Below are 23,482 nucleotides of genomic sequence, written 5' to 3' on the forward strand. Positions count from 1 at the left end.
GAGGGGAGGAATCCATGTCGCTTTTCAGGACGATTCTGTTCGTCGCTGCGCTGGCCGCCATCGGCACCGGCGCGCTCACCTCGGTGCTGCACATGTTCGGCACCGTGCCGCTCATCCTCAAGGCCGAGACCTTCGAGGGCGGGGAAGCCGAAGCCCCGGCCTCTGCCGCGCAAACGCCCGCCGCGCAGACCCCTGCCGCGCACGAACATGCGCCCGGCACCGCCGCCCATGATCACGGCGACGGCGAGGAATGGGCACCGGCCGACGGTTTCGAGCGCAACGGCCTGACCGTCGTCTTCACCATATTGACCGCCTTCGGCTTCGGGCTTCTGCTCGTCGCGGTGAGCGAGCTCAAGGGTGGACTCGCCGATTGGCGGGAAGGCATCCTGTGGGGCCTCGCGGGCTTTGCGGTGTTCACGCTGGCGCCGGGCCTCGGCCTGCCGCCCGAGCTGCCCGCCATGCCCGCCGCGGATCTCGCGGCCCGCCAGGTCTGGTGGATCGGCACCGCGGCGGCGACCGCCGGCGGTCTCGCGCTGCTGGTGTTCGGCCGCACGCCGGTGCTCGCCGTGCTCGGCGTCGTGCTGATCGTCGCGCCGCATCTCATCGGCGCGCCGCAGCCCGACAGCCATGAGAGCCCGATTCCGGAATCGCTGCACCACAGCTTCGTGGTGGCGAGCATCGTGACCAGCTTCGTGTTCTGGGTGCTGCTCGGCGGCCTTTCCGGCTGGCTGCGCCCGCGCATCGCCGCGCAGCAGGCGGGCCATCCCGCGGCCCAGCCGGCGTGAGCCTCGCGCTGGTGCTCGGCGGCACCCGCTCCGGCAAGAGCGGCTACGCCGAAGCGCTGATCACACGGCACCACGCGTCCGGCGACCCGCCGGGCGCGGATGGGCGGGACAGATGGGTCTATCTCGCCACTGCCGAGGCGCTGGACGACGAGATGGCCGAGCGCGTCGCCCGCCATCAGGCCTCGCGCGGCGGGGGCTGGATCACGCGGGAATGCCCGCACGCGCTCACTGAAGCCATCGCCGCGCTGGCGCCCGGCACGCCGGTTCTGGTCGACAGCCTCGGCATGTGGGTGTCGAACCGCCTTCTCGCCGGCGCCGACCTCGCCACTGAACGCGCCGCGCTGGTCGGCGCGCTCCGCGCCAGCCGCGCGCATCTCGTGCTGGTCTCCGACGAGGTCGGCTTCGGCATCGTGCCCGATAACGCTCTGGCGCGCCGCTTCCGCGACGCGCTGGGCGAGCTCAACCAGGCGGTCGCCGCCATCGCCGACGAGGTGGTGCTGATGGTCGCCGGCCTGCCGCTGAAGGTGAAGGGATGACCGATATCACCCCAGAGGAAGCCGAGCGCCATCGCGCCAAGATGGCCAAGCGCAAGGCCGTGCAGGACGCCGAGGTGGCCGGCAAGACCGCCGAGAAGGGCCTGCTCATCGTCCACACCGGCTCCGGCAAGGGCAAGTCGACCGCCGCCTTCGGCCTCGCGCTGCGCATATTGGGACATGGCGGGCGTGTCGGCGTGGTGCAGTTCATCAAGGGCGCCTGGCACTCCGCCGAGCGCGACGCGCTGGCGACCTTCGGCGATCGTGTCGAGTGGCACTCCATGGGCGAGGGCTTCACCTGGGAGACCCAGGACCTCGCCCGCGACATCGCCGCCGCCCGGCGCGCGTGGGAGAAGGCACGCGAGCTGATGGCCGATCCGACCATCGGCCTCGTCATCCTCGACGAGCTCAACATCGCGCTGCGCTACGACTATCTCCCGCTCGACGAGGTGGTGGCCGAGCTGAAGGCCCGGCGCGAAGGGCTGCACGTCGTCGTCACCGGCCGCAACGCCAAGCCGGCGCTGATCGAGGCAGCCGACCTCGTGACCGAGATGGGCCTTGTGAAGCACCATTTCGCGGCCGGAGTGAAGGCGCAGAAGGGCATCGAATTTTGATGTCCCGCCCATCTTCGCGATCTCGAAATCCCGCAGCGTCATCACTATGTGAGGCCCGACGCCGATTGTCGCGGCGTGGTTTTGAGATGGAGATGCGCTTCGATGCGCTCGACCCCCGTCGCCTATCTGTTCTGGTTCTTCTGCCTGGTCGGCGTATGCGGCATCCACCGCTTCTATGCCGGCCGCTACTGGACCGGCGCACTGTGGCTGCTCACCGTGGGCCTGCTCGGCATTGGCCAGATCATCGACCTGTTCCTGATCCCCGGCATGGTGCGCGAGGCCAATCTCGAGCGCCGCGTGGATTACCTCGAAGCCAACCGGACCTGATCCGTTGCCGTGAGGGCGGCGGTCCCGAGGACTATCGGTGACCGCCGCCCTCATGTTCCAGGGCACGGGATCGGACGTCGGCAAGTCGCTGATCGTCGCCGGCCTCGCCCGCGCCCTGACGACACGCGGACTGAGCGTCCGCCCGTTCAAGCCGCAGAACATGTCGAACAACGCCGCCGTCACATGCGACGGGGGTGAGATCGGCCGCGCGCAGGCACTGCAGGCGCGCGCCGCCCGCGTGGCGCCGTCGGTGCACATGAATCCGGTGCTGCTGAAGCCGCAGAGCGAGATCGGCGCGCAAATCGTGGTGCAGGGCCGCGTGCACGGCACCGCTCGCGCCGCCGAGTATCAGGCGATCAAGCCGACGCTCATGCCCGCCGTGCTGGAGAGCTTCGCGCGACTGAAGGCCGAAGCCGACGTCGTCCTCGTCGAGGGCGCGGGCTCGGCTTCCGAGATCAATCTGCGCGCCGGCGACATCGCCAATATGGGCTTCGCCCGCGCCGCGGACGTGCCGGTCGTGCTGATCGGCGACATCGACCGGGGCGGCGTCATCGCCAGCCTCGTCGGCACGAAAGCCGTGCTGCCGCCGGACGACGCGGCGATGATCCGGGGCTTCCTCGTCAACCGCTTCCGCGGCGATCCGGCGCTGTTCGCCTCCGGCATGGCGGAGATCGCGCGGCGCACCGGCTGGGAGGAGTGCGGCCTGATCCCGTACCTCTCCGACGCCGCCCGCCTGCCGGCCGAGGACGCGTTGGGGCTCTCCGGCCCGCGCCCGGAAAAGCCCGGCGCACGAATCCGCATCGCCGTGCCGATCCTGCCGCGCATCGCCAATTTCGACGATCTCGACCCGCTCGACGCCGAGCCTTCCGTCGAGGTGGTGCGCGTGCGTCCCGGGCAGGCGCTGCCGGGCGACGCGGCGCTGGTTATCCTGCCCGGCTCCAAGTCCACGATCGCCGACCTCGCCGATTTCCGTAGCCAAGGCTGGGACATCGACCTCGCCGCCCATGTGCGTCGCGGCGGGCGCGTGCTCGGTCTGTGCGGCGGCTACCAGATGCTCGGCCGCTCCATCGCCGACCCGGACGGTATCGAAGGCCCGCCCGGCCGCGTCGACGGGCTCGGCCTCATCGAGGTCGAGACGGTGCTGGCGGGCGCGAAACGCCTCGTCGCGGTGACCGGCGCGACGGCGGACGGCGTGCCCTTCTCCGCCTATGAGATGCACATGGGCGTCACCGAAGGCCCCGGCCGCGCCCGCGCCTTCGCCCGCATCGACGGCGAGGGCGACGAGGGCGCCGCCTCGGCGGACGGGCTCGTCTGCGGCACCTATGCGCACGGCCTCTTCGCCGACGACCGCCAGCGCGCGGCGTGGCTCGCCCGGCTCGGCGCCGGCACCAGCGCTGTTGCCTATGAGGCCGGCGTCGAGGCGGCGCTCGACGCGCTCGCCGCCCATCTCGAACGCCATGTGCGGATCGACCGGCTGCTGGCGATCGCCAGTGTCTGACGCGGTCTCTAGTGGCTGAGCATCGCCAGCACGGCGAGGATGCCGATCAGCCCGATCAGCAGCCCGTCGGCGAGCCTATACAGTCGCAGCGCCCGGCGGATATCCGCCGCATTCGCCTCGCGGCGCCCGCCCGCGCCCATAGTGCCATCGACCACCACCTTGCCGCCATAGGCCCGCGGCCCCGCGAGGGCGAGGCCGAGCGCGCCCGCGACCGCCGCTTCCGGCCAGCCCGCATTGGGCGAGCGGTGCGAGGGCGCGTCGCGCAGCATCGCCTCCCACGCCCCACGCGCCGAGGCGCCCGGCAGGAAGAACGCCGCCGCCACCACCAGCCCGCCCGCCAGCCGCGAGGCCGGCAGGTTCACGAGGTCGTCCAGCTTCGCCGCCGCCCAGCCGAAGGCCTCGTGACGCGGCGTGCGATGGCCGATCATGCTGTCGGCGGTGTTCACCGCCTTATAGAGGGCGCCGCCGGTGAGCCCGCCGGCGGCCATCCAGATCGCCGGCGCGACGATGCCGTCGGAGAAATTCTCCGCGAGGCTCTCGATCGCCGCACGCGCCACCCCCGCCTCGTCCAGCGCCTCCGGATCGCGCCCGACGATCTGCGAGACCGCGGCCCGGCCGCTCGCGAGGTCCTTCTCCAGCCCGGCCGCGACTCGCTCGACATGTTCATAGAGACTGCGCTGGGCAAGCAGCGAGCTCGCCACCAGCGCCGCCGCCACGCCGCCGACGAAGGGCAGCGCGAGAAGCGTGCTTTCGATGCCGTAGGCGACGATGCCGACGGTCGCGAGCAGCAGCATGAGGCCGATCATACCCGCCTGCCGGCGGGAGGAATGATCGTCCTTCTCGTCGTTGAGATAGCGGTCGATCAGGCCGATCAGCGCGCCCATCCACATCACCGGATGGCCGATGACGCGCAACAGCAGCCCCGGATAGCCGCAAGCGGCCTCGAAGATCAGCGCAAGGAAGGCTAGACCGATAGTGGCTTCGGAGAACATCCGCACCGATTCGTTCGGGGTTGGGCTTGGAAGCAGCTTTTCCAGCCGCAGGGTCGGCATCAAGGGGACATTTCGCCTGCGATGAACGAGACGCGCCCGATCGCACGCAGTCTGCTGGCGCCCGAGACCGAGGACCGCATGCGCGCCGCGCTGCAGGAGGTGTTCGGCTTCGACCGCTTCCGCCCCGGCCAGCAGGAGGTGGTCGAATCGGTCCTCGCAGGCATCCCGACGCTCGCCATCATGCCGACTGGGGCCGGCAAGTCGCTGTGCTACCAGCTCCCCGCACTGACGTTGGGCGGGCTCACGGTCGTGGTATCACCGCTGATCGCGCTGATGGACGATCAGGTCGCCGCATTGAAAATGGCCGGTGTGCCGGCCGAGGCGATCCACTCCGGCCGATCGCGCGAGGACAATGTCGCGGCATGGCGGCGCGTCGCGGCAGGCGAGACGCGCCTGCTCTATCTCGCCCCCGAGCGGCTGCTCACCGACCGCATGCTTGCCGCGCTGGAGCGCCTGCCGCTCGGCCTCGTCGCCATCGACGAGGCGCATTGCATCTCGCAATGGGGGCACAGCTTCCGCTCCGAATATCTCGGCCTCGGCCGGCTGCGCGAGGTCTTCCCGCGCGTGCCGCTGGTGGCGCTCACCGCCACCGCCGACGAGGGCACCCGCGCCGACATCGTCGAACGGCTGTTCGGCGGGCAGGCGCGCGTCTTCGTTTCCGGCTTCGACCGGCCGAACATCTTCATCGCGGTGGAGGAGAAGCGCAGCCCCGCCGAGGATATCGAGCGCTTCGTCAAGGCGCGGCCCGGCCGCTCCGGCATCGTCTACCGCATCTCGCGCAAGAAAGTGGACGAGACCGCCGAGCGCCTCGTCCATGCCGGCATCCGCGCCCTGCCCTATCACGCCGGGATGACGCCGGAGGCGCGCGCGGCCAATCAGGAGGCCTTCCTCGCCGAGGACGGCATCGTGATGGTGGCGACGGTGGCCTTCGGCATGGGCATCGACAAGTCCGACGTGCGCTACGTGCTGCACGCCGACGCGCCGGGCAGCCTCGAATCCTACTATCAGGAGATCGGCCGCGCCGGGCGCGACGGCCAGCCGGCCGAGGCGCTGCTGCTCTATTCCGCCGCCGACATCGCCACCCGCCGCCGCTTCATCGACGAGGAGAGCTCCGAGCCGGAGCGCAAGCGCGTGGAGGCCCGCCGGCTCGAGGCCATGGTCGGCTTCTGCGAGGCGGTGACCTGCCGGCGCGCCGTGCTGCTCGGCTATTTCGGCGAGCGGGCGCGGGCCTGCGGCGCCTGCGACGTGTGCCGCGATCCGCCGCGGGTGATCGACGCCAGCGCGCAGGCGCGGCTCGCTTTGCGCGTGGTGCGCGCGACCGGCGAGCGCTACGGCGCCGCCCATGTCGCCGCCATCCTCACCGGCCAGCACGGCGAGCAGGTGACGGCGCGCGGCCATGACCGGCTCGCCGATTTCGGCGCCGGCGCCGACCGGCCGGCGAGCGAATGGCGCGCCATCCTGCGACAGCTCGTCGCCATCGGCGGGTTGAACGCGGATGCCCAGCGCTACGGAGCGTTGCAGCTCACCGAGACGGGCCTTGCCATCCTCGCCGGCACCCGCGCCTTCACGCTGCGCGCGCCCAAGCCCCGGCGCGAGCGCGCGGCCGCCCGCGAAATGGCCGCCGAGCTGGCCCCGGCCGAAGCCGACCTTCTCAGTCGTCTCAAGGCCTTGCGGCGCAAGATCGCGGCCGAGCGCAACGTGCCGGCCTATGTCGTCTTCGCCGACCGGACGCTGGAGGAGATGGCGGTCGAGCACCCGCGCAGCCGCCGCGAGCTCTCCGGCATCAAGGGCGTGGGCGCGGCCAAGCTCGCCGCCTTCGGCGACGCCTTCCTATCGGTGCTCAAGGGCTGAACCGGCGGGGATTACGCAGCGGGATCGCCGAAAGACGGGTTCCCTAGCCCGCACGCCTCATCCTAGGATGCCGGCAACGGGCTCCCAAGCCCGGCATGAGAACCACGTTCCGGGATGGAAACGATGAAGATAGTTCTGCTTCAGGCCGCGCTCGCGGCAAGCTTCGCCATGGTCGGCCTCGCCGGGGCCGACGCGCACGGCCCCACGCGCCAGAAGGTCAGCGAGACCATCGAGATCAACGCCCCGCCGGAGAAGGTGTGGGCCGTGCTCGGCAATTTCCAGGACATGAGCTGGCACCCGGCCATCGTGAAGACCGAGGGCACCGGCGGCAACGCGGTCGACGCCAAGCGCAAGCTCACCTTGCAGGGCGGCGGCACCATCGACGAGGTGATCGCCAAATACGAGCCCGAGAAGTTCTCGCTGATGTACCGGATCGCCGAGGTCGACGTGAAGGTGCTCCCGGTCACCAACTATTCCTCGTGGCTCACCGTCACCCCGCTCGACGGCGGCAAGCGCTCGCAGGTCGAATGGCGCGGCGCCTTCTACCGCGGCTATCAGAACAACGATCCGCCGCCGGAGCTGAACGACGAGGCGGCTGTCAACGCCGTGACCGGCGTCTACAAGGCCGGGCTCGAAGGCCTGAAGAAGAAGGTCGAGGGCGGCAGCTAAGCGTGGCGAGCCTGCGCCGCTCGGCTCTCCTTCAAAGAGCAGAGCGCTCGCTCACAGTGAGCCACGTCATGCCCGGCATCAGGCCGGGCATGAACGTTCTGGCATTCGGCCTGAGCCTCGCGTTCTTCCTGTCCGCCATCCCCGCCCGTGCCGACGAGGCCTTCGTCACCTCGCAGCCGGCGCAGATGCTGAGCGTCGTGGATCTCGCGAGCCGCAAGGTCGTCGCGACGCTGCCGATCCCCGGCAAGCCGGCGGGCATCGCGGTATCGCCGGACGGGCGGCGTGCCTTCGTCACCTCGCCGGACGGCAAGGCGCTGAGCATCGTTGATGCCGCCACGCGCAGCGTGACCGCCCGCGTCGAGGTCGGCGGCGGCCCGCTCGGCGTTGCCGTCCACCCCTCCGGTAGTCCGGTCTACGTCGCCGACTGGTACCAGCATCGCATCGTCGCGGTGGACGCCGCCACCGGAAAGGTGACCGGCGAGGTCAAGGTCGGCGATTCCCCCTCCGGCCTCGCGGTGACACCGGATGGCAAGCTCCTGCTCTCCGCCGACCGCGATTCCGACGCGGTGAGCCTCGTCGACACCGCGCGCTTCGAGAAGATCGGCGAGGTGAAGACCGGCAAGCGTCCCTTCGGCGTCACCATCGACGCGGAGGGCCGGCGTGCCTACACCGCCAACGTCGCCTCCAACGACGTGACGGTGATCGACATCGCGCAACGCCGCGTCGTCGCCACCGTACCGGTCGGCGAGCGGCCCTATGCGGTCGCGCTGGCGCAGGGCCGCGCCTTCGCCACCAACCAGTATGCCGGCACGCTGAGCGTGTTCGATGTCGAAAGCCTCAAGCCGCTCGGCACGGTGACGGTGGGCGAATATCCCGAGGGCATCGCCGCCAGCCGCGACGGACGTCTCATCTATGTCGCGAACTGGGAGACCAATACGCTGAGCGTGGTCGACGCGGCGACCCTCAAGCTCGTCGACGACATCCCGGTCGCGGACGGACCGCGCGCCTTCGGCGCCTTCATCCGGCCGACGCCGTAGGGGCCCAAAAATGGATGCGGAATTCTGGCACGGCAAATGGCGGCGCGGCGAGATCGCCTTTCACCAGCCCGAGCCGAACCCGCTGCTCACCCGCAATCTGCCGGCGCTTGGCCTGCCGGCGGGCGCCCGGCTGTTCCTGCCGCTGTGCGGCAAAAGCCTCGATATCGGATGGCTGCTCGCCCAAGGCTACCGCGTCGCCGGCGCCGAGCTGAGCCGGATGGCCATCGAGCAGCTCTTCGCGGAGCTGAGCGTCGAGCCGCAGATTACGCAGGACGGCCCGCTGCTGCGCTTCGAGGCCGGGAACCTCGTGATCTTCGTCGGCGATATTTTCGATCTCGACGGGGCGCGGCTGGGCGTGGTCGACGCCGTCTATGACCGCGCGGCGCTGGTCGCCCTGCCGCAGGACATGCGGACGCGCTACGCCGCGCACCTCCTCGCCCTAACGCGGGGCGCGCCGCAGCTCCTCGTCACCTTCGAATATGACCAGGCGCACCAGGAAGGCCCGCCTTTCGCTGTGGGCGAGGCCGACGTTCGCCGGCATTACGGGGCGACCCACGAGCTCGCCCGCCTCGAATGGCAGGAACTCGCGGGCGGCCTGAAGGGGCTCTGTCCGGCGGCGGAGGTCGTGTGGCGGCTGATACCGCGCCGACAGAGGCTTGAGCAGAGCCCGGCGCCGGCGCCGGCGCGCGATCAGATCGCGTAGTCGCCCGGCTGCTGGGGCGGCGGGGCGCGGCAGTCGACCCCCGGCCCGCCCGACGCGAACAGGCGCGCGCGCTCGAGCCGCACCGCCACGTTCTCGCCGATCGGCACCTTCACCGTCGGCGCGATGTCGGCCTCGAACAGCGCGTTGCCGACCTCCAGCTCCAGCCGGCGGATGGCGCCGTGACGACGGAAGCCGCGCACCGATCCCTTGAGCCCCGGCGTGCCCGGCAGCCCGATCGCGACGTCGTGCGGGCGCACATAGATCAGCCCCGGCCCGTCCGGCACCGGTTGCGTCGCCGCCGCGATGGGCGTCGCACCGGCCAGCGCGATGCCGTCCTTCACTTCGACCTCGATGCGGCTCGATTCGCCCATGAAGCCGAAGACGGCGGCGGTCGCCGGGCGGTCATAGACGTCGTCGGGCGTGCCGACCTGCTCGATCTTGCCCTTGCCCATCACCACCACCCGGTCGGCGAGCTCCAGCGCCTCCTCCTGGTCGTGGGTGACGAACAGCGTGGTGTGGCCGGTGCGGTCATGCAGCTCGCGAAGCCATTTGCGCAGCTCCTTGCGCACCAGCGCGTCGAGCGCGCCGAAGGGTTCGTCGAGCAGAAGAACCTTCGGCTCGATGGCCAGCGCGCGGGCGAGCGCGACGCGCTGGCGCTGACCGCCGGACAACTGTGCCGGAAAGCGCCCGCCATAGCCGTCGAGCTGCACCAAAGCGAGAAGGTCGTCGACGCGGCGGCGGATCTCGGCCTCGGCGGGACGCTCGGCGCGCGGGCGCGAGCGCAGGCCGAAGGCGATGTTCTCGGCCACCGTCATGTGGCGGAACAGCGCGTAGTTCTGGAACACGAAGCCGATGCCGCGCCGGCGCACCGGCACCGAGAGCGCGTCCTCGCCGTTGAACAGCACGCGGCCATGGCTCGGCTGCTCCAGCCCGGCGACGATGCGCAGCAGCGTCGTCTTGCCCGAGCCCGAGGGGCCGAGCAGCGCGACCAGCTCGCCCGGCGCGACGTCGAGCGAGACCTCGGACAACGCCGCCGCGCCCTGCGCGCTGAACGACTTGCCGACCTGGTCGATGGTGACCGCAACCGTCATCTACTCACAGCCTATGTAAATTGTAGATTTATCCGGAACATATCTGAAAAATTCGCGCTGTGAAGTCATTCTAGCCAAGCCGCGCGCATTCGTCGAAGGCGCCGGGCGCGCCGGGCCTTCCCCTCACGGTGCATCCCGCGCCAGAGCCCTTTCCGATCAGGTGGAACACCTGATCGATAGGAAAGTGCTCTCATCCAATAAGTTGGAGCATGTTCTCATCGCGAAAGTCTCTCAACTTTCGCGGAACATGCTCTAAAGCAGGCAGGCCATAGCCTCTGGACGCCGGAATGACCGACACCGCCTCCCTTACGACGACGCTCGTCCTCGACGGCTACACGCCGCTGCCGGCCGGCAAGATCGCGGCGATCGTCACCTTTCTCGAGATGCGCGCGCCGCCCGCACCCATGCGCGAGCCCGCCGTCGACGGCCTTCATCTTGACCGCGTGGAACGGCCGGACCTCGGCTGGTATCGCGCGCTGTTCCGCCGCATGGGCGAGGACTGGCTGTGGTTCTCGCGCCTGATGATGGCTGACGATGAACTCGCCCGCGTCCTCGGCGATCCGGCGGTGGAGATTTATGTGCTGCGCCAGCAAGTCGCGGGCGGCACGGAAGATATCGGCCTTCTGGAGCTCGACGCCCGCACGCCGGGCGAGGTGGAACTCGCCTTTTTCGGCGTGGTGCCGGAACGCGCCGGCCAGGGCCTCGGGCGCTATCTGATGAACCGGGCGATGGAGCGCGCCTGGTCGTTCGAACCCACGCGGGTGCATGTGCACACCTGCAGCCACGACCACCCCGCGGCGGTGAGCTTCTATATGAAGGCCGGCTTCATACCGGTGGCGCGGGCGGTGGAGGTGGTCGACGACCCACGGCTCACCGGCGCGCTCTCACGCGACGCGGCGCCGCAGATACCGATGATCGTGGCGGGCTGAGAGAAGGGCTTACAAGGACAGGCTGGCGCGCGGCCGGCCGGTTGCGCGGGCGGTCTCGACGGGCGCCTCGATGCCGCGCTCGCGCTCGCCGAGCGCCTCGACCTTGCCCAGTTCCTCCAGCGCCGCATCGAGAGCGGCGCGGGCGTCGTCGAGCTGCTGCTTCAGCTCGTCGGCAGAGGCCTTGAGATTGTCGCGCCGGCCCGCCGCCGCGCGGGCATAGGTCGGGTAGGCGAAATGGTTGGGGTCGGTGATGCCGGCCCGCTGCTGCTCGACGGCGATCTCGCGATCGAGCTCGTGCGCCATGCGCTCGAACTCGGCGATCATCGTCTCGATCTGGACGAAGTGCCGGCGCTTTTCCTCGGCCTGGAACCGCTTCAGGCGGATGAGTGTGTCACGCGAGCTCATAGACGCGATACTCCGATACGCAGGTTAGCGACGGCTTTCCGCAATGCCTCGAATGCGCTGAAAACCCGAGCCAACCCATTCCTTCCAATCGAGCGGCAACAGCCATCTGGGCACCATCATGGCGCGGACAGGTTGCCGCTTCCTTACACTGCCGCGCGCATTCGCAAGGGGATGGCGCGCCTTTCTTCGACATTGCAACGGGATGGAAACGATTTGTTTACCGGCTCCGTTAATGATCATGTCACCGTCCGGTGCAGGCTGGCGGCTCGCGCTTGAAAAGCCGAGTCCGCTGACTCGCTTAGGCGCACTTCTTAAGATTCGACTCGAATATTGGGGTTGCCAGAATCTGTTTTCCGATCAGGTGCTTGCAGGAAGACTCGTAGAAAAATCGTCTTTCCGCTTGTGCCCGGGAATCAGGTTTTGTTACCCCTAATGCAGTGAGTGTCGAATCGGTGTGCCGAGCCGGGCGCGAGGTGGGGTGACGCTCGGCTGGGAAGTATTCCGAACGAGCGCTACCCCCCGGGGCCGTGGCGAGGAAGGGGATTGGCATGCGCGTCTTGCTCATCGAGGACGACCGCGCGACCGCGCAAAGCATCGAGCTGATGCTCAAGTCCGAGAGTTTCAACGTCTATACGACGGACCTCGGAGAGGAAGGTGTCGATCTCGGCAAGCTGTACGACTACGACATCATCCTGCTCGACCTGAACCTGCCCGACATGTCGGGCTACGACGTGCTGAAAGGCCTGCGCGTCGCCAAGGTCAAGACACCCATTCTCATCCTCTCCGGCCTCGCCGGCATCGAGGACAAGGTGAAGGGTCTCGGCTTCGGAGCCGATGACTACCTCACCAAGCCGTTCCACAAGGACGAGCTGGTCGCCCGCATCCACGCCATCGTGCGCCGCTCCAAGGGCCACGCGCAGTCGGTCATCCAGACCGGCGATCTCATCGTCAATCTGGACACCAAGACAGTCGAGGTCGGCGGCGCCCGCGTGCACCTCACCGGCAAGGAGTACCAGATGCTGGAGCTCCTCTCGCTGCGCAAGGGCACGACGCTGACCAAGGAGATGTTCCTCAACCATCTCTATGGCGGCATGGACGAGCCCGAGCTCAAGATCATCGACGTGTTCATCTGCAAGCTGCGCAAGAAGCTCGCCAACGCCTCCAGCGGCCACAACTTCATCGAGACCGTGTGGGGCCGCGGCTATGTGCTGCGCGAGCCGAGCGAGCAGGACGAGCGCATCCCCGCCTGACACCCTCGCGCGTCCGGGATACAGAAAACCCCGCCGCAAGGCGGGGTTTTCATTTGTGCGGCAGGGACACGCCCTGCTCCACGCCGGCGAGGACATGGATGCCCGGCAGAAGGAGGCCGAAGCCTCCCCTTTCACGCGGCCTCCGGCCTCATTTCGCGTTCTTGGCGATCCAGGCCTTGAGGAAGGCGATCTCGCTCTCCTGCGCCTTGATGATGTCCTCGGCGAGCTTGCGCAGCTCCGGATCCTTTCCGTATTTCAGCTCGATCCGCGCCATGTCGATCGCGCCCTGATGGTGCGGGATCATGCCCCGCGCGAAGTCGACATCGGCGTTGCCGCTGAAGGCGATCGCCATGTCCTTGTGCATGCGGGCATTGGCCTCCTCGAATTCGGCGGTGGCGGGGCCGGCGGCGGCGCCGTGCATGGCGCCGTGCCCCATGCCGGGCATGTTCTGCATCGGCATGTTCTGCATGGGCATATTCTGCATCGGCATATTCTGCATCGGCATGTTCTGCATCGGCATGTTCTGCGTCGGCATGTTGGACTGGGCCAGCGCGACGCCGGCGGCGCCGCCGAGGGCGAGAGCGGCGAGGGCCGCCTTGGTGATGACGTGCATGATCATTCTCCTGAAAGGAACAGATCGCGCGGGCAACGCCGCGCGCGGGACAAAGGTTGCGGGTGGTTTCAGGAGGCCGCGCGGGGCGGCGGGTCCGGCAGGGGCGTAGCAAGGCCGGCGAGCGGCACGGTCGGCCGCGGGTCCCACAAAGCGAGGCGGTGCGGCGCCCGGATGCTGACGCCCGGCGCCGCTGGGGCCGCGAGGAGGCAGATTAGCGCGCAGCAGGGATGTGGCGCGAGGGAGGAGCGCTCGCCGCCCGGCATCGCCGCCCGCTCGGCCACCACCATGCTGGCCGCGCTCGCCGGGTGGCAGGGCGCGACCGGCGCCGCCATGACGCGCGCGGCGAAGACCGGCGCCGCCATCGTGGAGATCACGGCCGCAAGGCCCAAGGCCAGTAGGAGAAGGCGCGCCAGGCGCAAGGTCGCACTCATGCCGGCAGAATAGCACGCGCGAAACGCGCCGCTACCGCAGGAACCCGTACGGGGTTCATATCGCCGCGATCAGATCAGCCCCACCGCATGCATCTTCGCCGTGAGCACCTGATGGTCGAACGGCTTGAGGATGGTCTCGTCAGCGCCGCCGTGCCGGGCGCGGGCGAGCGTGGCGAGGTCGTTCTCCACGGCGCAGAACATCACCTTCGGCTGGTCGCCGCCCGGCATGGCGCGTAGCGCCTTGAGGACGTCGAAGCCGTCCATGGTCGGCATGCTCCAGTCGAGCAGGATCGCCGCCGGCATCTCGCGCAGCACGAGGTCGAGCGCCTGCCGCCCGTCGCTGGCCTCCACCACCGAGAAGCCGTGGCTCTCGAAGATGTGGCGCGCCACCTTGCGCACGACGCTGGAATCATCCGCCACGAGGCAGGTTCTCATCGGGCTCGCTCCCCGCTCGGCTGCCGCCGCGCGCATCCTATTGCAGAAATGGCATTTCCGGACCGGCAGCGCACCGTGGGTTGCAGCGCCGGGCGCCGCGTTCCGGTGGCATGTCGGGCGGTGTTCATCACGCCGCCCGCGACTGGCGCGGCAGCAGCGCGGCGAGCAGGGCGACCTCGTCGTCCGGCTGCACCACCATGTCGAAGCCCGGCACCGGCCGCCCGGCAGCGCCGCGTGCCAGTCCGATCAGCCGCGCCTCGCCTATCGGAGCGGCGATGTCGCCGAAGCCGTCGAGATCGATCAGCACCACGTCGAAGCGGCGGCGGGCGAGGCCCACCGCGCGCGGATCGTCGGCCAGCGACACGCCATAGCCGAGCTCGCGCGCCAGCGCCCTCAGCCGTGGACGCTCCTCCGGCTGCGGCGCGACGATGAGCAGCCGCGGCCGGCTCGGCGTGCGCCGGTCCGCAGGCCGGCTCTCCTCGCGCGCACCCAGCACGCGGTAGATGCCGCCGGGCGTCACCAGCCGCACGATGCCGGCGATGGTCTCCATCCGGCCCGCCGGCGCCGGCCCCTCGACCGCCTCGACGGCGAGGGATTCGCCTTCCGCCGCTTCCACCAGTAGGCGGCAGGGCCGATCGGTGCCGCGCAGCGCCGAGACCGGAGCGACGCAGAGCTCGTGCCCCTCGGCGAGGCGCACCAGCAGATGGCAGTCCGCCGGCTCGCCTTCCGCCGCAGTGCGCAGGCGCTCGTCGGCGATGCCGGTGGGGATTCGCAGCAGGATGGCGCGCAGCCCGTCCGGCAGCCGCGCCGTGCCGGCGATCAGCCCGGCCTGCGGCTCGACCGCATCGGCGTGCGAGGCTGCGATCGGCAGGCAGTCGGCGGTGGCGATGAAGGGCTCCGCGTCGATCAGCACGACGCCGCGCGGCCGGCCCTCGCCGCCGACCAGCATCAGCGCGCTCGCCGCCGGCGGCGCCTCCGGCGCGATGCCGAGCCGCGCCGAGAGGTGCAGCAGCGGCAGCCCGGTCGGGCCGAGCGTTCCGTTCTCGGCCATGCGCGCGAGCCTCGACCAGCGGGCCCGCTCCACAGGCATGATCTCGATGACGTCCCGCCGCGGCAGCGCGAAGCGCACGCCGTCGAGCGCGAAGGTCACAATGTCGATGCGGCACGGTTCCATGGACGCGATACACAGCCGACGGGGTTGCCGACCCATGCCCGCGGACCGATGCATGGGTATTCAGCCGTCAGTGTCGGCGCATCATGTTAAAGTCTTCTGAAGCGATGCCGGGCAGGCCGAAGCTTACGGCAAGGCGGTGATAACCACGCCGCCGCCGTCGAGCTCGAAGCGGATGGTGACGCCCACCGCACGCGCCAGCAGGCCGGCATAATGCGGCTGGATGGCATGGGCGTCGATCGCCCCTTCCGCCGGCGCCTCGCCGGCGGTGAGCGCCGGCAACTGCGGGGGAATCCGCGCGCTGGTGCCCTCGGTGCGCAGCCGGAAGCCGGCCTCCTCGCCCTCCCCCACCGTCTCCACCACGATGCTGCCGCCGCGCGGAATGGTGGCGCCGGCGAGCAGAAGAAGATTCAGCAGCAGCTTCACCCGGTTCTTCGGCAGCAGCGCGCGCGGCACCTTCCAGTCGAGGCTGGTACGGTCGTCCTGGATGAAGCCGCGCGCCACCTGCTCGGCGTCGCCGGTGTCGATCTGCGCGCCGGCCGAGCCGGCCGCGCCGAAGGCGAGACGGGCGAACTGCAGCCGCGCGGAAGCCTGCTTCGCGCTCTTGGTGATCAGGTCGAGCGCGAACTGCTTCATGCTCGCGTCGTTCTCGTCCTCCAGCACCTCGAGGCCGTTCACGATCGCCCCGACCGGGCTGATCACGTCGTGGCAGACGCGCGAGCAGAGCAGCGCGGCGAGGTCGAGCTTGTCGAGATCGATGGCGGTCGTCATCGGAATCCTGATTGCAGACGGCGTTCGGGCGGGACTGAACGAATCGCCGCGGTGACGGGATCGCACATGCCGGCTGTGATACACCGCGCCCGGCACCCCGCCAACACGTCGCGCCCGCCGCTCGGAAAGGCGCAGGAACGCAACATCCGCGCGCATTCGCCATCCGGCGTGGCGCGCCGCCTTCCTCTGGGCGCACTCCGTGCTAATTATGCGGTCAGCCGGGCGAGCTGCGGCCCTTCACCGTGCGTCCATCCGATCCTTCCAGCCTGTTCGCGAGACCGTCACATGCCGATCAACATGCCGACCTTGCGCCGTCTGTTCGCCTGCCTCGCCCTCGGCCTTTCGCTCTGCGCGGCACCGCTGCTCACCACGCCGGCCAGCGCCCAGCAGCAGGGCACCTATACGAGCGACGAACTCGTCTCGCGAGGGCACGGTTTCTTCGGCGAGGTGTCGCGCGGGCTGGCGCTGTCGATCGAGAAGGCGGTGAGCCAGTGGGGCCAGCCGAACGGCTACATCCTCGGCCAGGAAGGCTCCGGCGCCTTCGTCGGCGGCCTGCGCTACGGCGAGGGCACGCTCTACACCCGCAATGCCGGCGACCTGCGGGTCTACTGGCAGGGCCCGACGCTCGGCTGGGACTTCGGCGGCGACGGCGCCCGCACCATGATCCTCGTCTACAACCTGAACTCCATCAACGACATCTTCCGCCGCTTCGGCGGCATCTCCGGCTCGGCCTATTTCGTCGCCGGCTTCGGCATGACGGCGCTCGCCGCCGACCCGATGGTGGTGGTGCCGATCCGCTCCGGCGTCGGCGTGCGCCTCGGCGCCAATGTCGGCTATCTGAAGTTCACCCCCAACGCCACCTGGAACCCCTTCTGAAGCTGGCGTCGGGTGATGCGCCGGCTTGACGCTTTCTTGCGGATTCCCGGCTGGAGCCCTTTCCGATCAGGTGGAATCACCTGATCGATAAGAAAGTGCTCTCGATTCAATAGGCTGGAGCATTTCCCGATCGCGAAAGTCGATCAACTTTCGCGGGAAATGCTCTAAGCTCCGACACTTCCGGACCCGCCCGCAGGTTGCGGGCATGATGGCGGCCATTCCGACCGCCGTCTCGATCGAGGTGAGACCGCCGCATGATCGAAGCGATCATGTATTCAGCGCTCGGCTTTCTGGTCGCGTCGCTGATCGCACTGCTGATACTGCCGGCGGTATGGCGCCGCGCCGTGCGCCTCACCACGAAGCGCATCGAGGGCGCGATCCCCGTCTCCATGGCGGAGATCCAGGCGGACAAGGACCAGCAGCGGGCCGAGTTCGCCGTCGCCGCGCGCCGGCTGGAGCTCGACGTCGACAGCTACCGCACGCAGGTCGTCTCGCAGTCCGGCGAGCTCCTGAAACGGGCCGACCGCATCGCGGCGCTCGAACAGGGGCTGGAGGAGCGCGCCCGCGACATCGCCGAGCTGACCGCCGGCGGCGACAACCTCGCCGAGCGCCTGCGCCAGACCGAGGAGGAGCGCGACGCCAACGCCCGGGCGCAGGAGCGCACCGAGGGCGAGCTCGGCATCACCCGCCGCGAGCTGGCCATCACCACCGAGCGGCTGGAGGAGCAGCGCACGCTCGCCGAGAACCTCAGGATCGAGAACGTCGCCCTCACGACCCAGGTCGGCACGCTGTCGGACCGCATCGGCGACCTCGAACGCGAGCTCTCGGGCACCCAGGCCCGCCTCGCCGACGACCGCTCCGCCCTGCGCCAGACGGTCGAGCAGCTCTCCGGCGAGCGCGGCCGCCTCGCCGGCACGACCAGCGAGCTCATGACCAGCCGCACCACCGCTGAGAAGCTGACCATCGATCTCGCCGCCGCGACAGCCGAGATCGCCCGCCTTTCCGGCATCGCCCGCGACGCCGAAGCCGCCCGCTCCAGCGCCGAGGCCCTGGCCGGCGAGGCGGATTCGGCGCGGCAGGCCGCCGAGGCGATGGCCCGTCAGGCACAGGAGGCCTATGACCGCCTGCGCGCCGAGACGACGCTGCTCGAAGGGGCGCTGGCACAGGTGCGCGAGGATCGCGCCCGGCTCCAGGCCGACCTCGTGACCGGCGACGACGGCGCCGGCGACGCACGGGCCGAGAACGCCATGCTGCGCGAGCGCATCAGCGACATCGCCGCCGAGGTCGCCCGCCTCACCGCCGCGCTGGAAGGCCCCGATTCGCCGATCGAACACATCCTGGCCAGCGCGAAAGGCACGGCCGGGGCAAGCACCCTGCCCCTCGCCGAACGCATCCGCGCGCTTCAGGCGCGGGCCGGAGCGGTCAGGAACGCGGCGCCGGAGCGCGAGGAAGCGCCGGCCGCCGAATAATCCTCACAGCCCGGCGGGCTGCGCCGCGATCTCGATCGCCTCGAGCTGCCGGCGCAGCGTCGGCGGAAGGCGGCGATCCTCCCCCACATCGACGAAATCGCCGGCGCTGTGCGGCAGCCGGCTGTCGCCGCGGAAGACGACGACGCCCTGCCCGGTCACCACGACATCGCCGGGGCGCAGGGTCGGGTCGTCCTTGACGTCGATGCGTGTGAGGCCGACGCCGCCGGCCGCGTTGCAGCCGCAGTTGGGCCGCGTCTCGGTGCGGAACACATAGGCATTGGCGAGCGCCGCATAGGTCTCGCCGTCCTTGGAGGTGGCGGCGTCGATGCCGGACCCGCCGTCATAGGAGGTGAAGACCTTCACCTTGGACGCCGGGCAGAAGGCGGCGCAGCGCGCTTCCGCCGTCTCGCCCTCCTTCGCCGCGCCGGCCAGCGGGAAATAGCGCCCGTCGCAGGTGCGCACGCAATAGACGACGCCACTGCCGCCGCGCCTCGGCGTCACGACGATACGCGGGCGCCCGGCATCGGTGGGCGGGGTCATCTCCTCGCGGGGAACGGCGATACGCGGGCGCAGCCAGTCGCCGCGCAGGAAGCTGACGAAAGGATTCTCCGCCGCCGCCGGCGCGGCCCACAGAACGCCTCCGGCGCCGAGAGCGCCGGCGAGGACAAGCACACGCGATCCGGGCACCGACATGACGCTCTCCTCGCCGATGCAATTTTGTTTGCGTACTTAGGAATGCTACCTAATTTGTGTACCTAGGAAACGGCGGCCTCGCTTTATGGTTTCCGCATCGGCACGCCGATAAAGAAAATGCGCCGTTCCGCGGACGGAACGGCGCATCGAATGCGAGACAGAACGGTAGGGGCTGCTCGGCAGAAGGTTCAGCAGACCTGGACCCAGCGGCCGGCCGGACCGCGCGTCCAGTAGCAGCCGGGCCGACGCGGCGGCCCCCAGTAGCGCGCATAGCCCGGCACGACGTAGACGCCGCGATAGTTCGGACGCCAGGCGCAGCGATAGGGGCCGCAGATCCAGCGCACTTCCTCGGTGAGGGGCGCGGGCTGCACAGCCGAGCCGAGCGCCGGCATGGCCGCGCCGGCATGTGCCGGAGCCGAGCCGGCGCCGACGGAGAAGGCAGCGGCGAGCGCGAAGGCGCCAGCCGCCAGAGTGAGTTTCGATGAGACCCGTTTCATGACGATTCCTCTCATTGACCGAACAACCGCGCGCCGGGAATAAGCTACGGTGCGACATTATGGCGGAGCGAAGGCAGACGAGCCCAGCGCCGCCGCGAAACCGGAGGCAAAGCCGCACCGCTGTACCTTGAAACGATTAACAAGCCGAAAAGTGCCGGTAAGACGCCCGCCAGAACAAGAATTTTCACGGAGGAAACGCCCCATGAATCTCGCCCGCATGCTGAAGCAGCGTGCCGAGGCCGGCCGCCCGATCCGCGTCGGCCTGATCGGCGCCGGGAAGTTCGGCTCGATGTTCCTGTCGCAGGTCCGCACAACGCCGGGCATGCACCTCATCGGCATCGCCGATTTGTCCGCCGCCCGTGCCCGCGACGCGCTCCGACGCACCGGCTGGGACGCCGCCACCGCCGAGGCGTCCTCCTTCGACGATGCCCTGCGCAGCGGCCGCACCATGATCACCGAGGATGCCTCCGCCCTGATCGCCGCCGACGGGCTCGACGTGGTCGTCGAGGCGACCGGCAGCCCCGCCGCCGGCGCACGCCATGCGCTGCGGGCAATCTCGCACGGCCGCCATGTCGTGATGGTGACAGTGGAGGCCGACGTGCTGGTCGGCCCGCTCCTCGCCCGGCGGGCAAAGCAGGCCGGCGTCGTCTATTCCATGGCCTATGGCGACCAGCCGGCGCTCGTCTGCGAGCTGGTCGACTGGGCGCGCACCTGCGGCTTCGAGGTGGTCGCCGCTGGCAAGGGCACCAAGTACCTGCCGCATTTTCACCGCTCCACGCCGGACACGATCTGGGACTTCTACGGCCTCACCGCCGAGGAAGCGGCGCAGGGCGGGATGAACGCCCAGATGTTCAACTCCTTCGCCGACGGCACCAAGTCGTCCATCGAGATGGCCGCCATCGCCAATGCGGCGGGCCTTTCGGCACCCTCGAACGGGCTGCTCTTCCCGCCCTGCGGCGTCGATGATCTCGCCACCGTGCTGCGCCCGAAGGCGGCCGGCGGCGTGCTGGAGCGCGCCGGGATGGTCGAGACGGTCTCCAGCCTCGAGCGCGACGGCCGGCCGGTGTTCCGCGACCTGCGCTGGGGCGTCTATGTGGTGTTCGAGGCGGACGAGACGGCGCGCGGCGACTATGCCCGCCGCTGCTTCAAGGAATATGGCGTGCTCACCGATTCCTCGGGCCGTTACACCGCGCTCTACCGCCCCTACCACATGATCGGGCTGGAGCTCGGCGTCAGCGTCGCCAGCGCGGCGCTGCGCGGCGAGCCGACCGGCGTGACCGAGGCCTTCAACGCCGACGTGGTCGCGGTCGCCAAGCGCCCGCTCAAAGCCGGCGGCACGCTCGACGGCGAAGGCGGCTTCACCGTGTGGGGGAAGCTGCTGCCCGCCGCCACCTCGCTCGCGCGCGGCGGCCTGCCGATCGGCCTCGCCCACAATGTCCGCCTCAACCGCGACATCGCCGAGGGCGAGATCGTCGGCTGGGCGGACGTCTCGGTGCCGGACAACGACACGGTGCGCCTTCGCCGCGAGATGGAGGCGATGTTCGGCGGCAGGGCAGAGGCGGCGGAGTAGCCGGCGCGGCGGGCGGCGCCTCTGGACTTCACCGTGCACCGCTTGTAGAGAGGCGGCACGGTCTGCAGTTCACCGAGGCGTCGCCGCCCCGAAAGGGGAGCTAAACCTGCATCTTCGTTTCGACACGCACTTGTCCTCGTGCGCAGTCGCAAGCCGGCGACCACGACACTCCTCACCGATCGCGCACGACGAGGATGAGTCATGCCCCGATCCCATCTCGCCTATGAAGTGGCGGACATTTCCGCTTTGGCCCGCTCGCTGCGCGACGGCCTCGGGAAGCTGGAAGGCCCGCCCGGCCATGTCCAGCTCCTGAACCTGCTGGCCCGCGCCGCCGGCTTCCGGAACTTCCAGCATTTCCGTGCCGACCACGCCGCCCGCCAGCCGCCGGAAGCCCCGGCGCCAGCGCCCGCGCCCGACCATGCCCGCGCCGCCAAGGCGGCGCGGCTGTTCGATGCGGGCGGCGGGCTCACGCGATGGCCGAAGAAACGGAACCAGCAGCTTCTCTGCCTCTGGGTGCTCTGGTCGCGCATCCCGGCCGGCGAGGTCTTCGCCGAGCGGCAGGTGAACGAGCTGCTGAACGGCTGGCACCATTTCGGCGATTACGCGCTGCTGCGGCGGGAGATGGTCGATCTCGGCCTGCTTCGCCGCACGCCGGACGGCCGCGAATACAGCCGCGTCGAGCAGCCGCCGCCGGCCGAACTCGGCGCGATGCTGGCGCTGACGCGCGCGGCCGCGTAGCAACGCGAAGGCGATCATTCCGCCGGTGCCGCCCGGCGGGATGTCACACCGTCTCGCGCGTCGCCACCACCCATTCACGGGCGCGCTGCTCGGGGTCGGCGTTGAGCAGCACGTCGGTCACCACCGCGACGCTGTCGGCGCCGGCCTCGAAGGCGCCGACAGCGCGCTCGATGGTGAAGCCGCCAATGGCGACCAGCGGCAGCGCGCCGACCCGGTCCTTCCACAGCCGGATGCGCTCCAGCCCCTGCGGCGCGAAGCGCATCGCCTTCAATATGGTCGGGTAGATCGGCCCCAGCGCCACATAGTCGGGCTTGGCCAGCAGCGCGGATTCGAGCTCAGCCTCGTCATGGGTGCTGATGCCGAGCTTGATGCCGGCCGCGCGGATCGCCGGAATGTCGGCGTCGGCAAGGTCTTCCTGGCCGAGATGCACGAAATCGCAGCCTTCCTCGATGGCGAGCTGCCAATAGTCGTTGACCACGAGCTGCGCGCCGTAGCGCGCGCAGGCCTCGCGGGCGCGGCGGATTTCGTCGCGCAGCATCGGCGGCTCCATGTCCTTGGCACGGAGCTGCACCAGCTTCACGCCTTGCGGCAGCAGGCGCGGCAGCCACGAGGCACGGTCGACGATGAGATAGAACGGATCGAGCAGCATGCTTCCGCCTTCTGGCACGCAGGGTCAGTCGCCGAGCATGGCGCGGCCCATCACCGGGGTCGAGGGCGCGGCCATGTCGCGGGTCTCCATCGGGTCGGCCAGCAGCGCCTCGCGCCCGGCCTCGATGGCCTGCGCGAAGGCGCGCGCCATGCGCACCGGGTCTCCCGCCTTGGCTACCGCCGTGTTCAGCAGCACCGCGTCATAGCCCATCTCCATCGCCGCCGCCGCATGCGAAGGCAGGCCGATGCCGGCATCGACGACGAGTGGGATGCCGGGGAAATGCGCCCGCAGCGAGCGCAGGCCGTAAGGGTTGTTGAGGCCGCGGCCGGAACCGATGGGCGCGCCCCACGGCATCAGCACCTCGCAGCCGGCGGAGATCAGCTTCTCCGCCACCACGAGGTCCTCGGTGGTGTAGGGAAACACCTGGAAGCCGTCGCGCGAGAGAATGCGCGCCGCCTCGACGAGGCCGAACACGTCCGGCTGCAGCGTGTCGTCCTCGCCGATCACCTCGAGCTTCACCCAGGGTGTGCCGAACAGCTCGCGCGCCATCTCGGCGGTGGTCACCGCCTCCTTCACCGTCTTGCAGCCGGCGGTGTTGGGCAGCACCTTCACGCCGAGCTCGCGGATCAGCGACCAGAAGCTCTGCCCCGCCTTGCTCGCCCCGGATTCGCGGCGCAGCGAGACGGTGACGATCTCCGCCCCGGAGGCGCGGATCGCCTCGGAGAGGATCGCCGGCGAGGGGTATTGCGCGGTGCCGAGCAGCAGGCGCGAGCTCACGGCGGAGCCGTAGAACTCCACCCGGTCCGGCTTCACGTTCATCGCATC

Annotated in this window: 27 protein-coding genes; 15 read left to right on the forward strand and 12 right to left on the reverse strand. The window is 69.8% G+C overall.

The window, feature by feature from the left end:
- The first annotated feature begins 14 nt into the window (after window positions 1-14).
- The 5 genes from U742_RS0110565 (at window position 15) to U742_RS0110585 (ending at window position 3,757) form a co-directional block, all read left to right on the forward strand.
- A complete protein-coding gene (locus U742_RS0110565; RefSeq protein ID WP_029352763.1) occupies window positions 15-785 on the forward strand; it encodes a CbtA family protein in 771 nt (256 codons plus the stop codon).
- Window positions 782-1,321 carry a bifunctional adenosylcobinamide kinase/adenosylcobinamide-phosphate guanylyltransferase gene (cobU, locus tag U742_RS0110570; RefSeq protein ID WP_029352765.1) on the forward strand — a complete coding sequence of 180 codons (540 nt, stop codon included), beginning with the start codon at window positions 782-784 and terminating at the stop codon, window positions 1,319-1,321. The genes U742_RS0110565 and cobU overlap by 4 nt, the downstream gene beginning before the upstream one ends.
- On the forward strand, window positions 1,318-1,932 hold the full coding sequence (gene cobO, locus U742_RS0110575; protein ID WP_029352767.1) for a cob(I)yrinic acid a,c-diamide adenosyltransferase: 615 nt from the start codon (window positions 1,318-1,320) through the stop codon (window positions 1,930-1,932). Before cobU ends, cobO begins: the two co-directional genes overlap by 4 nt.
- Window positions 1,933-2,034: 102 nt before the next feature.
- Window positions 2,035-2,259 carry an NINE protein gene (locus U742_RS0110580; RefSeq protein ID WP_029352769.1) on the forward strand — a complete coding sequence of 75 codons (225 nt, stop codon included), beginning with the start codon at window positions 2,035-2,037 and terminating at the stop codon, window positions 2,257-2,259.
- Between the two features lie 52 nt (window positions 2,260-2,311).
- Window positions 2,312-3,757 carry a cobyric acid synthase gene (locus U742_RS0110585; protein WP_029352771.1) on the forward strand — a complete coding sequence of 482 codons (1,446 nt, stop codon included), beginning with the start codon at window positions 2,312-2,314 and terminating at the stop codon, window positions 3,755-3,757.
- Between the two features lie 8 nt (window positions 3,758-3,765).
- Here the strand turns inward: U742_RS0110585 and cbiB are convergent, their stop codons facing one another.
- Complete coding sequence (cbiB, locus tag U742_RS0110590; RefSeq protein ID WP_029352774.1) at window positions 3,766-4,749, reverse strand: adenosylcobinamide-phosphate synthase CbiB; 984 nt, start codon at window positions 4,747-4,749, stop codon at window positions 3,766-3,768.
- Between the two features lie 81 nt (window positions 4,750-4,830).
- Between cbiB and recQ the strand changes: the two genes are divergently transcribed.
- The 4 genes from recQ to tmpT all read left to right on the forward strand — a co-directional run bounded on the left by recQ (window position 4,831) and on the right by tmpT (window position 9,069).
- Window positions 4,831-6,660, forward strand: coding sequence for a DNA helicase RecQ (gene recQ / locus U742_RS0110595; RefSeq protein WP_029352776.1), 1,830 nt, complete (start codon window positions 4,831-4,833; stop codon window positions 6,658-6,660).
- A gap of 168 nt (window positions 6,661-6,828) precedes the next feature.
- On the forward strand, window positions 6,829-7,329 hold the full coding sequence (locus U742_RS0110600; protein WP_248310335.1) for an SRPBCC family protein: 501 nt from the start codon (window positions 6,829-6,831) through the stop codon (window positions 7,327-7,329).
- A gap of 89 nt (window positions 7,330-7,418) precedes the next feature.
- On the forward strand, window positions 7,419-8,366 hold the full coding sequence (locus U742_RS0110605) for a YVTN family beta-propeller repeat protein (RefSeq protein WP_029352780.1): 948 nt from the start codon (window positions 7,419-7,421) through the stop codon (window positions 8,364-8,366).
- A gap of 10 nt (window positions 8,367-8,376) precedes the next feature.
- The gene (gene tmpT, locus U742_RS0110610) at window positions 8,377-9,069 is read left to right on the forward strand and encodes a thiopurine S-methyltransferase (protein WP_051661053.1); all 693 of its coding nucleotides are present in this window, start codon (window positions 8,377-8,379) and stop codon (window positions 9,067-9,069) included.
- Here the strand turns inward: tmpT and U742_RS0110615 are convergent.
- Window positions 9,057-10,160, reverse strand: a complete 1,104-nt coding sequence (locus U742_RS0110615; RefSeq protein WP_029352784.1) for a sulfate/molybdate ABC transporter ATP-binding protein — start codon at window positions 10,158-10,160, stop codon at window positions 9,057-9,059. The genes tmpT and U742_RS0110615 overlap by 13 nt on opposite strands.
- 287 nt (window positions 10,161-10,447) lie before the next feature.
- Between U742_RS0110615 and U742_RS0110620 the strand changes: the two genes are divergently transcribed.
- Window positions 10,448-11,089, forward strand: a complete 642-nt coding sequence (locus U742_RS0110620; protein ID WP_029352786.1) for a GNAT family N-acetyltransferase — start codon at window positions 10,448-10,450, stop codon at window positions 11,087-11,089.
- A gap of 9 nt (window positions 11,090-11,098) precedes the next feature.
- Here the strand turns inward: U742_RS0110620 and U742_RS0110625 are convergent, their stop codons facing one another.
- On the reverse strand, window positions 11,099-11,494 hold the full coding sequence (locus U742_RS0110625) for a flagellar export protein FliJ (protein ID WP_029352788.1): 396 nt from the start codon (window positions 11,492-11,494) through the stop codon (window positions 11,099-11,101).
- A 548-nt stretch (window positions 11,495-12,042) separates the two neighbouring features.
- Here U742_RS0110625 and ctrA point away from each other — a divergent pair.
- Window positions 12,043-12,744 (forward strand): response regulator transcription factor CtrA, encoded by a 702-nt coding sequence (gene ctrA, locus U742_RS0110630; RefSeq protein ID WP_029352790.1) that lies wholly within the window; start codon window positions 12,043-12,045, stop codon window positions 12,742-12,744.
- Between the two features lie 148 nt (window positions 12,745-12,892).
- Here ctrA and U742_RS0110635 read toward each other — a convergent pair whose 3' ends face one another.
- From U742_RS0110635 to U742_RS0110655, 5 genes are all read right to left on the reverse strand, one after another.
- The gene (locus U742_RS0110635) at window positions 12,893-13,357 is read right to left on the reverse strand and encodes a CopM family metallochaperone (RefSeq protein ID WP_029352792.1); all 465 of its coding nucleotides are present in this window, start codon (window positions 13,355-13,357) and stop codon (window positions 12,893-12,895) included.
- 68 nt (window positions 13,358-13,425) lie between these two features.
- Entirely contained in the window at window positions 13,426-13,719 is a 294-nt protein-coding gene (locus U742_RS22010; protein WP_197028235.1) for a hypothetical protein, read from the reverse strand.
- Between the two features lie 138 nt (window positions 13,720-13,857).
- Window positions 13,858-14,223, reverse strand: coding sequence for a response regulator (locus tag U742_RS0110645; protein WP_029352796.1), 366 nt, complete (start codon window positions 14,221-14,223; stop codon window positions 13,858-13,860).
- Window positions 14,224-14,350: 127 nt separating this feature from the next.
- On the reverse strand, window positions 14,351-15,397 hold the full coding sequence (locus U742_RS0110650; RefSeq protein ID WP_051661055.1) for a chemotaxis protein CheW: 1,047 nt from the start codon (window positions 15,395-15,397) through the stop codon (window positions 14,351-14,353).
- Window positions 15,398-15,520: 123 nt separating this feature from the next.
- On the reverse strand, window positions 15,521-16,165 hold the full coding sequence (locus U742_RS0110655) for a histidine phosphotransferase ChpT (RefSeq protein ID WP_029352800.1): 645 nt from the start codon (window positions 16,163-16,165) through the stop codon (window positions 15,521-15,523).
- Window positions 16,166-16,462: 297 nt separating this feature from the next.
- On the opposite strand from U742_RS0110655, the gene U742_RS0110660 reads away from it, so the two are divergent.
- Together U742_RS0110660 and U742_RS0110665 are read left to right on the forward strand one after the other, a co-directional pair.
- Window positions 16,463-17,041, forward strand: coding sequence for a DUF1134 domain-containing protein (locus tag U742_RS0110660; protein ID WP_029352803.1), 579 nt, complete (start codon window positions 16,463-16,465; stop codon window positions 17,039-17,041).
- 254 nt (window positions 17,042-17,295) lie between these two features.
- A complete protein-coding gene (locus U742_RS0110665; protein WP_051661057.1) occupies window positions 17,296-18,510 on the forward strand; it encodes a coiled-coil domain-containing protein in 1,215 nt (404 codons plus the stop codon).
- Window positions 18,511-18,513: 3 nt separating this feature from the next.
- On the opposite strand, the gene U742_RS22015 is transcribed toward U742_RS0110665, so the two are convergent.
- Both U742_RS22015 and U742_RS0110675 read right to left on the reverse strand, forming a co-directional pair.
- Window positions 18,514-19,203: a DUF2865 domain-containing protein gene (locus U742_RS22015; protein ID WP_051661059.1), complete on the reverse strand. Its 690-nt coding sequence runs from the start codon at window positions 19,201-19,203 to the stop codon at window positions 18,514-18,516.
- Between the two features lie 188 nt (window positions 19,204-19,391).
- Window positions 19,392-19,700: a hypothetical protein gene (locus U742_RS0110675; RefSeq protein ID WP_051661060.1), complete on the reverse strand. Its 309-nt coding sequence runs from the start codon at window positions 19,698-19,700 to the stop codon at window positions 19,392-19,394.
- A 202-nt stretch (window positions 19,701-19,902) separates the two neighbouring features.
- Here U742_RS0110675 and U742_RS0110680 point away from each other — a divergent pair, with 202 nt between their 5' ends.
- Window positions 19,903-21,270, forward strand: coding sequence for an NAD(P)H-dependent oxidoreductase (locus tag U742_RS0110680; protein WP_029352810.1), 1,368 nt, complete (start codon window positions 19,903-19,905; stop codon window positions 21,268-21,270).
- A 201-nt stretch (window positions 21,271-21,471) separates the two neighbouring features.
- Complete coding sequence (locus U742_RS0110685; protein ID WP_029352812.1) at window positions 21,472-22,008, forward strand: DUF2087 domain-containing protein; 537 nt, start codon at window positions 21,472-21,474, stop codon at window positions 22,006-22,008.
- A 43-nt stretch (window positions 22,009-22,051) separates the two neighbouring features.
- Here U742_RS0110685 and U742_RS0110690 read toward each other — a convergent pair whose 3' ends face one another.
- Window positions 22,052-22,657, reverse strand: coding sequence for a thiamine phosphate synthase (locus U742_RS0110690; protein ID WP_029352813.1), 606 nt, complete (start codon window positions 22,655-22,657; stop codon window positions 22,052-22,054).
- Window positions 22,658-22,681: 24 nt separating this feature from the next.
- Window positions 22,682-23,476 carry a thiazole synthase gene (locus U742_RS0110695; protein WP_197028242.1) on the reverse strand — a complete coding sequence of 265 codons (795 nt, stop codon included), beginning with the start codon at window positions 23,474-23,476 and terminating at the stop codon, window positions 22,682-22,684.
- Window positions 23,477-23,482 lie beyond the last annotated feature (6 nt).

The organism is Allobosea sp. 117, from assembly GCF_000702305.1.
In the GTDB taxonomy this organism is placed as follows: domain Bacteria; phylum Pseudomonadota; class Alphaproteobacteria; order Rhizobiales; family Xanthobacteraceae; genus Ancylobacter.